The organism is Micromonospora olivasterospora, assembly GCF_007830265.1.
Classification (GTDB): domain Bacteria; phylum Actinomycetota; class Actinomycetes; order Mycobacteriales; family Micromonosporaceae; genus Micromonospora; species Micromonospora olivasterospora.
This window is the reverse complement of the sequence record NZ_VLKE01000001.1, coordinates 444280-458969: the sequence shown is the minus strand read 5'-3', so window position 1 is coordinate 458969 and position 14690 is coordinate 444280. Positions and strand designations below refer to the sequence as shown.

Sequence of the window (14690 nt, the reverse complement as noted above, 5' to 3'; positions counted from 1 at the left end):
GAGTAACGTACGTCACCGGAGAGGCCGCTCCCCCCGTGGCGGCCTCTCCCTTATCTTTCCGCCCGCTCACCCCGGCTGGTCTTCCCGGCCGGCGGGTTGGGTTCGGTGACCGGGTGCCGCAGCCCCGGGTGCCCGGCCGGCAGCGACCGGCGGATCACCAGCCAGCTCAGCGCCAGCGCCGCCGCCACCAGCGGCCAGGTCAGCGCGACCCGCGCCGCCACCAGCGCCAGCACCTGCCCGCCGAAGTACAGCGGTACGAACACGGCCAGCCGCAGCACGTACGTGCCGGCCCACACCCAGCTGCCGCGCGCGTACGCCCGCAGCAGCGCCGGGTCGCGCCGCCACCGCCCCCGCTGGCCCAGCGCCACACCCACCAGCACCCCGAGCAACGGCCACCGCACGACGATGCTGACGGCCCAGGCCAGCGCGCTGGCCGCGTTGGACAGCACCTGGATCAGGAAGAAGTCGCTGGCCCGCCCGGTGCGCAACGCGACCAGCGCGGCGACACACACCGCCAGCAGCCCGACCAGCACCGACCGAGGCCGGTCTCCGCGCCGCAGCCGCCAGCCGGCCACCGCCGTGCCGGCCACCACGGCGGCGGCGACCCCGCCCAGCAGCGACCGGCCGGTGAACAGCCAGCCCAGGGCGAACGCCACCGGCGGCAGGGTCGCGTCCACCGCCCCGCGCCGCCCGCCCAGCAGGTCCGCGAGGGACTCCGGCCGGCCGGCGGGCCGCGGGGCCGCCGTCGTCTGATCGGGCTCGGGCATGGCGGTCACCGGCACCTCCTCCAGGTCCACCCCAACGTATCGCCGGCCGTCGGTGGGCCAGTGGGCGACGTCCCCGGTGTGCCGTTACGGTGTGCGGGTGCGTGAGACGGCAAGGGGTTGGACGGCGGTCTGGTTGGTCGTGCTCGCCCTGGCACAGACAGCCGGGCTCGTCGTGGTGTGGCGTTTCGCCCTGCACACCGAGCTCGGCCAGTGGCTCGACACGGTCGCGCTGACCGGCAACCGGATCGGTCACGACCGCATCGACGAGCCGGTGGACCGGCTCCTGAACGCGATGTCGGCGGTGTCGCTGCTGGCGGCGACGGCCGTGATCGGCTTCATCGCGCTCATGCGCCGCCGGGTGGCGCTGGCCGTCACGGCCACGCTGCTGATCGGCGGCGCGAACGCGACCACCCAGCTGCTCAAGTACTTCCTGGCCCGGCCGGACTTCGGCATCGACCCGGAGCGCGCGGCGGTGGGCAACAGCCTGCCGAGCGGGCACGCGGCCGTGGCGGCGTCGGTGGCGCTGGCGCTGATCCTGGTGCTCCCCCGCAAGGTGCGCGCCGTCGGCGCGTTCCTCGGCGCCGGGTACGCCGCCACCGCCGGGGTGGCCACCCTCTCCGCCGGCTGGCACCGGCCCAGCGACGCCGTCGCGGCGTTCCTGGTCGTCGGCGTCTGGGCGGCGGTGGCCGGGCTGCTGCTGCTGGTCACCCAGCGGGAACGGGCCCAGGTGGAACCGGCCGACGCGCACCGGATCGCCGCGGCCGTGCTCGGCGTCGGCGGCGCGCTGGCCGTGGTCGCCTCGGTGCTCGCCCTGTCGTGGCTGGTCGACCTGCCCCGGGTGGACCCGCACGAGCTGGGCCGCCGGCCGCTGTTCGTCGGGTACGCCGGCAGCGCGGCCGGGATCGCCGGGGCGATGGGCGTGGTGGCGGCGCTGGCGCTCGCCGCGGTGCACCGCCTGGTGCCCCGCCACAAGGGTTGATCGGCCGGGACCCCGGCGGCCTGGCCCCGGGGTCCCGCTGACCGTCCGGTCAGCCGCGCACGTAGGTGCCCACCATGTTCCCGCTGGCGATCTCCCGGTCCACCAACGCGCGGTGCACGTCGCCGGCGCCGGGCGCGGCCGGCAGCTCCAGCGGCCGTTCGAGGGCGTACAGGCGGAAGAAGTAGCGGTGCGGGTCGTCGCCGGCCGGCGGGTGCGGGCCGCCCCAGCCGGTGGCCCCGAACCCGTTGGGCCACTCCTGGCCGCCGGCGGGCACCTGGCCCTCGGCGACCCCGCCGGAGCCCGGGTTGATCCCGGTGACCAGCCAGTGCAGGAACGGCTCCCGGCCGGCGTCGCGGTCCTCGACGAACAGCAGCAGCTCCCGCGTCCCGTCGGGGACGTCGGCCCATTCCAGCGGCGGTGAGACGTTTCCGCCCTCCCGGGCGAAACGATCCGGCAGGCGGTCGTGGTCGTTGAACGCGACGCTGCGCAGCATGATCCCGGCCATCTCCGAGCCCCCTCTCGTCGTCGCCCCGGCCGCGTACCCGGTCCGGTCGGCACGAAACGACGGCGGTCGCCGTGCGAGGCGACGCGATGGCCCCGGCCGAGTTCCTGGTCACCCGGGTGGTGGAGGTCGGCGTGCACGGCCTGGACCTGGCCGCCGCCCTGGGGCGCGAGCCGTGGCTCACGCCGGCCGCGGCCGAGGTGACCGGCGGGCGTGGCGTCCCGGCCGGGCTGGGCTGGGACGGGTCGACCCTGGTCGCCGAGGCCACCGGGCGGGCGCCGCTCACCGGCCGGAAACGCGCCGTCCTCGCGGCGGCCGGCGTCCGCTGGCTCGCCTTCGCCGCCGGCTGACCCCTTCCGGGGACGGGGCCGCGCCCCGGCCCCGCGAGGGGTCAGATCACCCGCTCGTTGCCCCCGTCCACGGTGATCTGCGCGCCCGTGGTGGCCGCGAAGGCCTCCCCACAGAGCGCGGCGGCCAGGTCGCCGACCCGGGCGCTGGTGATCTCGGTACGCAGCAGGTTCCGCCGCTTGTACTCCGCCACGGTCAGGCCGTAGTGCCGGGCCCGGGCCTCGAGCACCTCCGCGCTCCACAGCCCGGTGTCGAAGACCGCGTCGGGGTGCAGCACGTTGACGCGGATGCCGTCGGCCGCCCACTCCAGGGCCGCCACCCGGGCCACCTGCGTCACCGCCGCCTTCGAGGCGGAGTAGGCGACCGCGCCGGGCCCCGGGCCAGCGCGTTGCGCGAGGCGACCACGACCACCCGGCCACCGCGGGGCGCGAGCGCCAGCAGCGGGTGCGCCCGGGAGAACAGGTACGCCACGGACTCGGCGTTGACCGCCATCGTGCGCCGCAGATCGGTCGGGTCCAGCGCGGCGATGTCCCGGCTGGGCGGGAAGATCCCGGCGGACGCGACGACGATGTCGACCCCGCCGAACCGGTCCACCGCCGCGTCCAGGGCGGCGTCGACGGCCGCGGAGTCGGTGACGTCGACGGTCAGGCCGAGTCGGGCCGGCCCGTCCGAGCGGCCGACCGACGGGTCCCGGTCCAGGGCCACCACGCAGGCGCCCCGGGCCAGCAGCGCCTCGGCGCAGGCCCGGCCGATGCCCGAGGCCGCCCCGGTCACCACCGCCACCTCGCCGGCGAACTCCGGCGCCGGACCGCCCCGGCGCAGCTTCGCCTGCTCCAGCTCCCAGTACTCGAGGTCGAAGATGTCCTGGGCCGGCAGCGCCTGGTAGCCGTCGACCGCCTCGGCCGCCTCGATCACGTCGACGGTGTGCCGGTAGATGTCCCGGGCCATCACGGTCTCGGCGGCCCGCCGGCCGGCGGTGAGCATTCCCAGCTCCCGGTCGAGGATCACCCGGGGCGCGGGGTCGAGCACGGTCAGCGTGGTGCGGGCCCGGGAGCGGTTCTCGTCGACGTACCGGCGGTAGGCGTCGGCGTACCCGGCCACGTCGGTGCCGACCAGCGGGATCCGCTTGGTGCGCAGCACGTGGTCCGGGGTGACCGGGCCACGCGTGGCGACCTCCGCCAGGTCGGGCCGGTCGAGGAACGCCCGCACGGCCGGGTCCTCGTGGCGGCTGAGCAGCATCGGGACGCCCGCCGCGGCGGAGACCTCCCGGCGCAGCCCGGCCAGCCGGACCCGGTCCACCGGACGCGGTGCGGCCGGCGCGACCCGGGGCCGCGGCAGGGCCACCCGTTCCTCGGCCAGGGTGACCAGCTCGATGTGCCGGCGGTACGCCTCCTCGGCGTCCGCGCCGAACGTGAACAGCCCGTGGTTGAGCAGGACCACGCCGACGGTGCCGCTGTGGGCGCGCTCCGGGTACAGCTGCGCGCAGAGCCGGGCCAGGTCGAAGCCGGGCATGACGTACGGGACCACGACGACGCTGTCGCCGTAGACCTCCTCGACCAGCCGGGCGCCCTTCGGCTGGTTGGTCAGGGCCAGCAGGGCGTCGGCGTGGCTGTGCAGCACTGCCGGGTGCGGCAGCAGCGCGTGCAGCAGCGTCTCGACGCTCGGGTCCGGCGCGGTCGCGTCGAGGCGGGCGCAGCGCAGCTCGTTCATCATGTCGCTGTCGCCGAGCCGCTCCAGTCGCAGCAGCGCCCGCGGCCGGTCCAGCCGCAACGCGGTGAAGCCGGACGCGTCCATGGTCGCCAGGTCCGAGCCGCTGCCCTTGACGTGGAGCACCTCCACCGGCTCGCCGGTGAGGTCGGTGACCGTCGTCTTGACCGAGGTGTTCCCCCCGCCGTGCAGCACCAGGTCGGTGTCGGCCCCGAGCAGCCGGGACGCGTACACGAGCCGCGCGACCGGATCGGAGCTGTCCGGGGCGTCGGCGGCGGACCAGCGGTTGCGCATCGGGGCGGCTCCTCGCGGCAGGGGGCGGGGCGGGTCAGGCCCGGTCGGCGGGGTCGTCGGGGCGGCCACCGGCGGACGGCAGGATGACCCGACGCTCGGTGACGATGGCGGTGACCAGGTCCGCCGGGGTCACGTCGAAGGCGTAGTTGAGGGTACCGGTGCCCTTCGGGGCCAGGGCCGCGGCACCGAGGGCGGTGATCTCCTCGGGGGCGCGTACCTCGATGTGGACGTCCCGGCCGGACGGGGTGGCCAGGTCGACGGTCGACTCCGGGGCGGCGACCACCATCGGCACGCCGGCGCGGGCCGCCGCCAGCGCCAGCGGATACGTGCCCACCTTGTTGATCACGTCGCCGTTGGCGGTGATCCGGTCCGCGCCGACGACGACCGCGTCGACCAGCCCCTGGGCCAGCACCGACGCGGCGGCCGAGTCCACCACCAGGGTGTGCGGCGCCCCGATCTGCGCCAGCTCCCACACGGTCAGCCGCGCGCCCTGCAGCAGCGGGCGGGTCTCCGAGGCGTACACGTGGGCCAGCGCCCCGTGCTGCTGCAGGGACCGGACCACGCCGAGCGCGGTGCCCCACTCGACGGTGGCCAGCGCGCCGGCGTTGCAGTGGGTCTGCACCGCCACCTGCGGGCCCACCGTCTCGACCAGCCAGCGGGCGCCCCGCTCGCTCAGCTCCCGGCAGCAGCGGACGTCCTCCTCCAGCACCGTCAGGGCCTCGGCGAGGGCCGCCTCGGCGCCGCCGGCCTCGAGCCGGGCGCGTACCCGGTCGACGCCCCAGGCGAGGTTCACGGCGGTGGGGCGGGCGGCCCGGATCGCGTCGAGCGCCTCGCGCAGCTTCGCCGGGTCGTCCGGGTGCAGCCGGGCGGCGAGGGCCACCCCGAGCGCCCCGGCGACGCCGATCGCGGGCGCGCCCCGGATCGCCAGCGACCGGATCGCGACGATCAGGTCCTCGACGGTCCCGATCTCCAGGAACTCGACCTCGTGCGGCAGCCGGGTCTGGTCGATCGCGATGATCAGGCCGTCCCGCCCGTCGACAGTTCGCATCTGCACCCCTCAGTCCGCGGGTCCACAATCTACGGTGGCGACCCGGTCTGGATCAACGGCGTCGGCGTTCAGTCCCGCGGCGGGGCGGCGCGGCGCAGGTGCGCCAGGACGATCGGGTCGATCCGGCCGGAAACCAGGCGTTCCTCCAGGTTCTTCACCCCGGCCCACGAGGCCAGCGCGTCGTCCAGCCCGGCCGCGCCGACGGGGTGGCCGGCGTGGGCCAGCAGCCCCGGGACCACGTCCGCGGCGGCGACCCCGGTGCGCGGCAGCGCCAGCCCCTGCTCCCGATAGGCGAGGTTGGCGTGGGCCTGGGTGGCCAGCGCCCCGAGCCACCTCGCCGGCGAGACGGACGGCGTCGGTGCGGGCGGCGTCGTCCGCCGCGGCGGCCGGCACCAGCGCGCCGACGGCGAGGAACTTGCTGGCCACGGCCACGCCGTGCTGCCGGCCGTCCGCCGAGCGGCCCACGATCGAGAAGGTCACCCGAGGAGGCCAGAGCAGGCGCGGGCGCGGCGGCAGTGGTCAGAACGGCGGTCTGGCCCGCTCCGGCGGGCGGCCCCAGGCCCGGCGGGCGTCCGCCACCGCCAGCAGCATCAGGTGCGCGCCGCCGAGCTGCCACCTGTTCACCGCCGATCGGCCGAGCAGGGGCACCGGCCAGCCGAACCGGCCGGCCAGGTACTCGATCGTCAGCGCCGCCAGCCAGAGCACGATCCGGACGTTGGTGGTCAGCAGCGCGCCGGCCAGCCACAGCACCGCCGTGGCGCTGAGAACGATCAACATCCGCTGTTTGAGCCCTCGGAGCCGCTGCCGGCCCAGTGCCAGCAGCAGGATCAACGGCCGGCTCACCTGGGCCACCACGTACCCCACGGCGAACGCCAACCCGAGGGAGGTGAACGCGCGGGGCACGGCCACCCCCAGCACCATCGTCGAGCCCAGCGCGATCATCACGATGCTCTGCAGCCACACGTTGTACGGGTCGTACCGGCTCGTCGTCCAGGCCGTGCCCTGCCACACCGACCACAGCGCCAGCATGACCAGCAGCGTCTTGCCCGTGCCGGTGACCGGGGACCAGCCCGAGATCTGGCCCTCGATGGCCAGGTCCTCGAACGAGCGGGCCACGATGCGGGTGAGCGCGAAGACGAACACCCGCGGGATCTTGCCGGGGCGCCGGGACAGCGGAAGGATCGACCGGTGACGAACCGTTGGGGTATGACGGTGGCGGCCTTCCTGATCGCCCGGCTGGGCCCGGCCTGACGGTCCTCGCCGGGCGGCCGAGCGGAGAGGAGCCGACGATGAACCTCACCGACCGGGTGGCGGTGTTCACCGGCGGGGCCGGCGGCATCGGCGCCGCGCTGACCCGGCGGTTCGCCGCCGAGGGCGCGGCGGCGGTCGTGGTGGCCGACCTCGACCCGGCCGGGGCGCGCGCCGTCGCCGACGAGGTCGGCCCGGTCGCCCGCGCCGCCCAGGTCGACGTCACCGCCGAGGAGCAGGTCCGCGACCTGGTGGCCGACACCGAGCGGCGGTACGGCCGGATCGACCTGTTCTGCGCCAACGCCGGGGTGGCCACCGGGGCGGGCCTGGACGCCCCGGCCGCCGACTGGGACCGGGCGTGGCGGGTCAACGTGCTGGCCCACGTCCAGTCCGCCCGGGCGGTGCTGCCCGGGATGCTCGCCCGGGGCCAGGGCTACCTGCTGCACACCTGCTCGGCGGCGGGGCTGCTCACCGCCGTCGGCCAGCGCAGCGGGCCGGGGTGCACCGACCACAGCAGCCGGCGCCACCAGGGACGGGCCGCGCGCAGGGCGGCCGTGTAGGCGGCGGCCACGGCGGCCGCCCGCTCGGCCTGTTCGGCGGTGGTGGCGCCGGGGGCGAACGCCTGCTGGTTCAGCAGCCCCGCCAGCTCGGCCACGTCGACCTCCGGCATGCCGGGGCCCGGCGGTGAGGTGCCGGCGCGGGCCTCGGCCAGGGCGGCGTGGGCGCGGGCGGCGACCTCGGTGGCGGCCAGGTCCCCGCCGGCCGGGCGTCCGGCCAGCCGCAGCGCGTCGGTCACCTCCCGCCAGGCGCCCGAGATCCGCTGCGCGGGGTCGCCGGCGAACAGCCGGACCCGCGACCGGGACCGCCGCAGCGCCACGAGCACCGCCAGCGCCGCCCCGACGAGCAGCACCAGGCCGCCCGCGCCGCCGCCCACCAGCACCGGCGTCGACACCCCGGCGGGCTCGGCCGGCCCGCCAGGCGCGGCCACCGGCGGCGCGGACTCCGCCGGCCCCGGGGTGGGCTCGGGCGCCTCCGACGGCGGCGGTTCGTCCGGCGCCGGGCGGAAGTCCTCCTCGACCGGGCGCGGCTGCTCGTCGGGGCGGGGCAGCGGGTCGAACGGCACCCAGCCGACCCCGGAGAACAGCACCTCCGGCCAGGCGAACGCGTCCGCCGCGCGCACCGGCCCGTCGCCGGGGGAGGAGAACCCGACGACGACCCGGGTGGGCAGCCCGGCCAGCCGGCCGAGCACCGCGAACGCCGCCGCGAACTGCTCGGAGGTGCCCCGCTGGCCGCCGCCGCTGCGCGGGCCGAACAGGAAGAACTCCAGGTTCGGGTACGCGTGCCCGCTGGGCGCGTCCGCCACCATCCGGTAGTGCTCGGCGAGGAACTGCTCGATCGTCGCCGCCCGGGCGTACGGGCGCTGTTGTCCTCGGCGAGCTGGGCGGCGAGCCGGCGCAGCGGGTCCGGCGCCCCGTCGGCCACCCGCAGCACCCGCGCCACCGCGTCCCCGGCCGGTACGTCCGCCGTGGCGAGCAGGTTGCTGTCGGGCCGCTCCGCCGCCGAGGTGACCGTGTACCGCAGCCCCGGCGTCAGCCCCTCCGGCCGGATCAGCGTCCCGGTCTGCGGGTCGTACGCGACGCGGGCGCCGCTGACCTCCCGCGGGGTGGCCACGGCGGGCAGCAGCCGCCCGGTCAGGTCGGCCACGGTGATCTCCTGCCGGACCGTCTCGACCGTCGACCCCGGCGCGGTCGGGGTCTCCGGCAGGATCCGCCCGGCGTTGCGGTACGTCGCCCCGACCCGCCACGTCACCCCGTCGTAGTCGCTGAGCACGGCGAGCCTGATCGGCGCCGCCCGGCCCGGTGCGCCCCCGCCGTCCCGCGCCTCGTCGACTTCCGGCCCTCCGCCCGCCGGTGCGGCCGAAGCCGGGGAGTTGTCGCGTCGCGTGCTCACCTCCAGCAGCTTCTGTTCCGGGTTCAGGGCCCAGCCGGAGATCCGGATCAGCGGGTTCTCGTCCAGCGACTCCACCTGCGGCGGCTCCACGTACCGGCGCGGGTCCACCGGCCGGCCCTCCACCCGGCCGGCCACCGCCGGGCCGAGCAGGGCGGCCAGCCCGACCACCACCGCCAACCCGGCCGCCGTCGTGGCGGCCAGCCGTACCCGCACCGCCGCCCGCACCCCGGGCGGGAGTCCGGCGGTCGGGTCCGCACCCGGCGGCGCCGCCCGCCCGGCCGGCACGGCCAGGCCCACGGCGGCGACCGCCGCGAACGCCACCGTCGGCCAGATCGCCGGGTCCGCGTTCGGCCCGACCACGTACAGCGCCCCGGCGTAGAGCAGCGCGGGCGGCAGGTAGCCCAGCAACAGCCGGCCGGCCCGCAGCCCGACCTCGGCGCCGGCCAGGCCGGCCAGCCACGCGGCGACCAGCGGCACCAGCACCGTGTCCGGAGCAGGCTCGACGGGGATCATCGCGGTCAGCAGCCGGGGGATGCCGTTGCGGGCCGCGTCCGCCGCGACGTCGACCAGCGGGGCCGCCAGCCCGGCCGCGTCCGCGGACACCCGCAGCGACCACGCCGTCCAGCCGGCCAGGGCAGCCACCGACAGCGGCGCGACCAGCCACGACGGCAGCCGCCGGGCGGCCACGCTGACCAGCACCGCGCCGGCCCCGGCGCCAGCCACCAGCCCGGTCAGCAGCCCGTCCGCGTACACCCGGCCGAGCACCACCCCGGTCAGCGCGACCAGCGTCGCCAGCGTCAGCGGCGCCACCGCCGCCCGCGCCGCCCCGAGCACCCTCACCACCGGCGCACCCCGTCCCACCCGGCCGCGAACCCGGCCCCGTCGGCCGCGTCGACGACCACCATCCCGGTCGCGGCCGCCGGCGTCGGATCCGCCGCCCCGAACACCCCGACCACCACTGACGGGTACGCCCCGCGCAGCGCGCCGACGTGCCCCAGGTCGCCCCGGCCGTCCGGGCCGGTGAGGAAGACCAGGGTGTCGCCGAGGCGCTCCTGCCGCAGCCGCCTCGTCGCGCCGCGCAGCGCCTCCGCCGCGTCATCGCCGTCGAGGCGTACCGCGGCGAGCCGGTCCAGCGGACCGGCGGACTCCTCGACGGCCGCCGCCCGGGCCGCCGCCCGGCGGGCGGGGACCCACCGCCGCCGGCCGGGCGCACCGACCGGCGCCGGCCCGCCGTCGCCCGTCGGGCGTTCGGGCGCGACCAGCAGCAGCACCACCGGCAGGTCGGCGCGCAGCGCCGCCACCAGCACCGACGCCGCCGCCTCGCAGGCCGACTCGAACGACTCCGGATCGCGGTGGGCGGCGGCCCGGTTGTCCAGCAGCACCACGATCCGGGGCAGGCTGGTGTCCACGTTCTCCCGCACCATCAGCTCGCCGACCCGGGCGCTGGTGCGCCAGTGCACCCGGCGCAGCTCGTCGCCGACCACGTACTCGCGCAGCGAGTCGAACGTGATCGACCCGTGCGGCACCCCGTCGACGCGGCCGTCGAGGCTTCGCCCCGCGCCCGTCGGCACCGCCGTCAACGGGTGCACGCGCGGGTGCACCCACACCGGCACCGTCCCCGGGTACGCGCGGGCCAGCGCCACCAGCCCCAGCGGGTCCCGCCGTGTCACCCGCAGCGGACCCACCCGCACCACGCCCCGCCGGTCGGTCGGCACGTCGTAGGCCACGGTGACGTCCCGGCCGGGACGCAGCCGCAGCACCGGCACCGGCACGGTGCGCTCGCCGCAGCGGTCCTCGGCCAGCAGGTTCGCCGCCCGCAGCCGCCCGGTGTTGCGCACCGTCAGCACCATCCGGGCCGGCTCGCCCCGCGACACCCGGTCCGGGTCGGCGTGCCGGCGCACCTGAAGCCGGGGCCGCCACGACGCCACCAGCAGGGCGTATCCGACCGCGCCGGCGGCGGCCACCCCGAGCAGGGTCAGCTCCGGGTACGCGAACCGGAAACCGGCGCCGAGCAGCACCACGGCGGCCACGAGCAGCCCGGCGCCCCGGGCGGTGATCCCCACGTCCCTGCGGCCGGCCGTCAGCGGGCCGGGGCGAGCTGACCCGACGGCAGCGGCACCGGCACCGAGGCGACCGCCTGGCGCAGCACCTCCGCGGCGGTCACCCCGCGCACCTGCGCGTCGGGGCTGAGCAGCAACCGGTGGGCGAACACCGGCTCGGCGAGGACCTTGAGGTCCTCCGGCATGATCCAGCCCCGCCCGTCGATCAGCGCGTACGCGCACGCCGCCCGGGTCAGCGCGATCACCCCGCGGGGGCTCACCCCCACCCGCACCTGCGGGTGGCCGCGGGTCGCCGCGGCCAGCCGCACCGCGTACGCGTACAGCGGCTCGGCGATGTGCACCCGGCGGGCCATCTGCACCATCTCCCCGACGGTGGCGGTGTCGGTGACGGGGGGCAGCGCCTCGGGGGAGCGGACCGTCGCCCCGCGCAGCACCTCCACCTCGACCGCCTCGTCCGGGTAGCCGACGGACAGCTTCACCAGGAACCGGTCCAGCTGCGCCTCCGGCAGCCGGTACGTGCCATCCATCTCCACCGGGTTCTGCGTCGCCACCACCAGGAACGGCTGCGGCACCGGGTGGCGGACCCCGTCGACGGTGACGGTGCGCTCCTCCATCACCTCCAGCAGCGCCGACTGGGTCTTCGGCGACGCCCGGTTGATCTCGTCGGCGATGACGATGTTGGCGAACACCGGCCCCGGGTGGAACTCGAAACCGCGGGTGGCCTGGTTGAAGATCGTCACCCCGGACACGTCGGAGGGGAGCAGGTCCGGGGTGAACTGGATGCGCCGCCACTGGCCCTTGACGGTCGCGGCGATCGCCCGGGCGAGGGTGGTCTTGCCGACCCCGGGCACGTCCTCCAGCAGGACGTGCCCCTGCGCGAACAGCGCGGTCAGCGCCAACCGGACCACCTGCGGCTTGCCGAGCACCACCGAGTTGACGTTCTCGGCCAGCCGGGCGGCCAGGGCGGCGAAGCCCTGCACCTCCGGCTGGGTGAGCGGTTCACGGGTGTTCACGGCGGTGCTCCTTGCCTGGGTGGCGCGTGGTCAGCAGGTGGGCAGGACGTTGATGTTGTCGCCGCCCTCCAGGTTGAGCCAGGCCCACGGGATGTAGTTCCTGCCGCTGAACTCGACCTGCACCCACCAGGTGCTCTGCTTCTGGTTGTTGTAGATCCAGGAGTTGACGTTGGCGCCCTGCTTCTTGCAGTACGCCTTCAGCCGGGTATCCGGCCTCGCCCAGCCGACCTGCTGGTTGTTGTCCTGCCGGGTGACCCTGAAGACCTCGTTGCCGTTGCGGCCGTCGACCTCGGCGTCGCAGTACGTCCGCTGGTCGCCCGAGGGCCCGTTGTTGCAGGTGGCGATCCCGTAGAGCGCGTCGGTGCTCTGCGCCCGGGTCGCCATGCCCTGGCCGGCGGCGTTGCGCACCGTCACCGTGACCGTGTACGCGGTCCCCGGCGTCAGGTCCGACACCGTGGCGCGGGCGCAGTCGGCCGCGGCGACCGGCGCCTGGCCCGGCACGCTGACCGTGCACGCCGGCTTCCCGCCCCCGGCGTCCACGGTGAAGGTGACCGTGACCGAGGTGGCCGTCGCCGAGGAGCCGGTGACCGTGATCCGGGGCTGCGCCACCGTCCGCGCCGTGTCGGTGGCCTCCGGGCCCGGCCCGGCCTCGTTGACCGCCCGGACCTTGACCGTGACGTTCTGCCCGTCGCCGAGCCCGCCGACGGTGGCCCGGGTGTCGGTCACCTCGCTGGTCCTGCCACCCGCCTCCACCAGGTACTTCGTCACCGGCCGACCGTTGGGCGCCGCCGGCGACCACTGCACCGCCACCGTGCCCGGCTGGTCGGCCACGGTCGTCGCCCGCAGGCCGACCGGCTGACCCGGCGGGGCGAACGGCACGACCGAGTTGCTCACCGGGGACGCCACCGAACCGGCGCCCCGGTCGTTGACCGACACCACCGTGAACGCGTACTGGTTGCCGTACTCCAGCTCGCCCGCCGGGACCACCAGCTCCGTCTTCGTCGACTCACCGGCCGGAGCGTTCGCGCCGGCCGAGGTGGCGGTCACGGCGTACTTCGCGATCGTGTTGCCCTGCCCGTTCGCGGCCGGCCACCTCACCAGGACCGTGCCGTCCGGCCGGGCCTCGGCGGTGACGCTGGCCGGCGGGTCCGGCACCTCCGCCGTCGGGGTGACCGGGTTGCTGGTACGCGCCGGTCCGTCGCCCTTGGCGTTGACCGCGTGCACCGAGAACCGGTACGTCTCGCCGTTGGTCAGGCCCGTGACCTCCACCGACCGCTGGTTGGCGCCCACCTCGAGGCGCTGACCACCGCCCTCCACCACGTACCGGACGATGTCGGCGCCGTTCGCCGCCGCGGGCTGCCAGCCAACCCGCGCCTGCGCGTCGCCGGCCGAGGCGGTGACGCTGCGCGGCGCGCCCGGCTTGCCCACCTTCGGCTTCTTCGGCGGAGGCGGCGGCGGGGGCACCGGCGGCGGGTCGCCGCCGAGCACGTCGTTGGCGTACTTGTCGACGTCGCGCACCTGGTGCTCGTCGTCGACCACGCGGGCGGTCGCCGAGTCCGGCGCGTTGATGAACAGGTGGTTCTCCCGCACCTCCAGCTCCAGCGGCCCGGCCCAGCCCTTTCCGCCGATCGTGTCGACGAGCTGGCCGCCGGAGTCGAAGGAGTAGACGGTGCCGGTGGTCTCGTCGGCGACGTAGTAGCGGCCCGCCCAGGCCACCGCCGGGCTGAGCCCGTCGCCCCGGCCCGGGACGGTGAACTGCCGCTCCTCGCCGCCGTCGCCGACCACGAGCACCTTCCGCTCGCCGGGCACCGTCACCGGCACCCGAGGGCCGCTGGTCCGCGCCGGCAGGGCACCCGGGCCGGTCATCCGCAGCGGGGTACGGGCGACCTCGCCGCGCCGCACCCGCACCAGCTCCCCGGCGGTGCGGTCCAGCACCGCGACGCCGTTGTCCAGGGTGGAGACCACCAGCTCGTGGCTGGGCGCCGTCACGTCGTACGACTCGATCTTCTTCGGGCTGAGGCCCCCGCCGGCCGGCGCGGCCGACCCGGGCTCGGCCGGCAGCTCCGCCGCCGTGACCGCCGAGACCGTGCCCTCGGCCGGGACGGCGATCCACAGCCGCCCCTCGCCGTCGAACGAGCCGCCGGTGATGCCCGGCGGGTAGCGCACCGGCTCGCCGATCGGGACCAGCGAACGCGGGTCGAGCTGCCGGACGATGCCCTGCACCGCGTCCACCACGAACGCCGCGTCCTCGTGCAACGCCACGTTCACGCCCAGCCCCGGGGTCGTGCGGGTGGTCGCGGTGATCTGGAGGGTGGCCAAATCCAGCGAGCTGACCTGCCCGGTGTTGAGGTCCCGCAGGATCAGCAGCCGGTCGGTCTGCACGACCTGCATCGGGTGCCGCCGGGCGCCGGGGACCTCCACCCGGGTGTCGACCCGCGCCGTCACGCCGTTGACCCGGGACATCTCGCTGCGCGCCGCGCTCCACAGCCAGCTGCTGGCGTCGTAGTTGGCCACCGCGTTGTCGGCCGAGCCCAGCCCGAGGACGGTGAGCCCCATCGCGGCCAGCAGCGCGGCGACCGTACCGATCGTGACCAGGCCGCCGCGCAGGCGGGAACGTCGGCGAGAAGCCCGCGGACCCGTGCTCACGGCATCATCGATGGTGGCCACAACCGGCTGCCTCCCCGTGTGATCGTGCCGGGTGACGCGCCGTTGACCGGCGACCCGCCCCGAGCCGGGTGCCATCATATGGTTCGACCCGGACAGGGGAAACCCGC

8 protein-coding genes and 5 pseudogenes are annotated in these 14690 nt (G+C 76.5%); 3 read left to right on the top strand and 10 right to left on the bottom strand.

What is annotated here, in order from left to right; all coding sequences use genetic code 11:
• Window positions 1-50: 50 nt before the first annotated feature.
• The gene (locus tag JD77_RS01790) at window positions 51-767 is read right to left on the bottom strand and encodes a DUF3159 domain-containing protein (RefSeq protein WP_145777371.1); all 717 of its coding nucleotides are present in this window, start codon (window positions 765-767) and stop codon (window positions 51-53) included.
• Between the two features lie 91 nt (window positions 768-858).
• On the opposite strand from JD77_RS01790, the gene JD77_RS01785 reads away from it, so the two are divergent.
• Entirely contained in the window at window positions 859-1746 is an 888-nt protein-coding gene (locus JD77_RS01785) for a phosphatase PAP2 family protein (protein WP_170286357.1), read from the top strand.
• Window positions 1747-1795: 49 nt separating this feature from the next.
• On the opposite strand, the gene JD77_RS01780 is transcribed toward JD77_RS01785, so the two are convergent.
• Window positions 1796-2251, bottom strand: a complete 456-nt coding sequence (locus JD77_RS01780; protein ID WP_145772736.1) for a YbhB/YbcL family Raf kinase inhibitor-like protein — start codon at window positions 2249-2251, stop codon at window positions 1796-1798.
• Window positions 2252-2328: 77 nt separating this feature from the next.
• On the opposite strand from JD77_RS01780, the pseudogene JD77_RS01775 reads away from it, so the two are divergent.
• Window positions 2329-2598, top strand: a pseudogene (locus tag JD77_RS01775) (maleylpyruvate isomerase N-terminal domain-containing protein); the annotation flags it as partial.
• 41 nt (window positions 2599-2639) lie between these two features.
• Here the strand turns inward: JD77_RS01775 and JD77_RS35370 are convergent.
• The 4 genes and pseudogenes from JD77_RS35370 to JD77_RS01755 form a co-directional block, all read right to left on the bottom strand.
• Window positions 2640-4597, bottom strand: a pseudogene (locus JD77_RS35370) (bifunctional aldolase/short-chain dehydrogenase).
• Between the two features lie 34 nt (window positions 4598-4631).
• On the bottom strand, window positions 4632-5645 hold the full coding sequence (gene mtnA / locus JD77_RS01765; protein ID WP_145777370.1) for an S-methyl-5-thioribose-1-phosphate isomerase: 1014 nt from the start codon (window positions 5643-5645) through the stop codon (window positions 4632-4634).
• A 158-nt stretch (window positions 5646-5803) separates the two neighbouring features.
• Window positions 5804-6125: pseudogene (locus JD77_RS33245) on the bottom strand (DUF1028 domain-containing protein); the annotation flags it as partial.
• Window positions 6126-6164: 39 nt separating this feature from the next.
• Window positions 6165-6788: a low temperature requirement protein A gene (locus JD77_RS01755; RefSeq protein WP_246140496.1), complete on the bottom strand. Its 624-nt coding sequence runs from the start codon at window positions 6786-6788 to the stop codon at window positions 6165-6167.
• 146 nt (window positions 6789-6934) lie between these two features.
• Here JD77_RS01755 and JD77_RS01750 point away from each other — a divergent pair.
• A pseudogene (locus JD77_RS01750) lies at window positions 6935-7375 on the top strand (SDR family oxidoreductase); the annotation flags it as partial.
• On the opposite strand, the pseudogene JD77_RS01745 reads toward JD77_RS01750, so the two are convergent.
• The 4 genes and pseudogenes from JD77_RS01745 to JD77_RS01730 all read right to left on the bottom strand — a co-directional run bounded on the left by JD77_RS01745 (window position 7327) and on the right by JD77_RS01730 (window position 14583).
• Window positions 7327-9704: pseudogene (locus tag JD77_RS01745) on the bottom strand (transglutaminase TgpA family protein). The pseudogenes JD77_RS01750 and JD77_RS01745 overlap by 49 nt on opposite strands.
• Entirely contained in the window at window positions 9680-10906 is a 1227-nt protein-coding gene (locus JD77_RS01740) for a DUF58 domain-containing protein (RefSeq protein WP_145772734.1), read from the bottom strand. Before JD77_RS01740 ends, JD77_RS01745 begins: the two are co-directional and overlap by 25 nt.
• Before the next feature lie 17 nt (window positions 10907-10923).
• Entirely contained in the window at window positions 10924-11916 is a 993-nt protein-coding gene (locus tag JD77_RS01735) for an AAA family ATPase (protein WP_145772733.1), read from the bottom strand.
• 30 nt (window positions 11917-11946) lie between these two features.
• Window positions 11947-14583, bottom strand: coding sequence for a fibronectin type III domain-containing protein (locus JD77_RS01730; protein WP_246140495.1), 2637 nt, complete (start codon window positions 14581-14583; stop codon window positions 11947-11949).
• Between the last annotated feature and the right edge of the window lie 107 nt (window positions 14584-14690).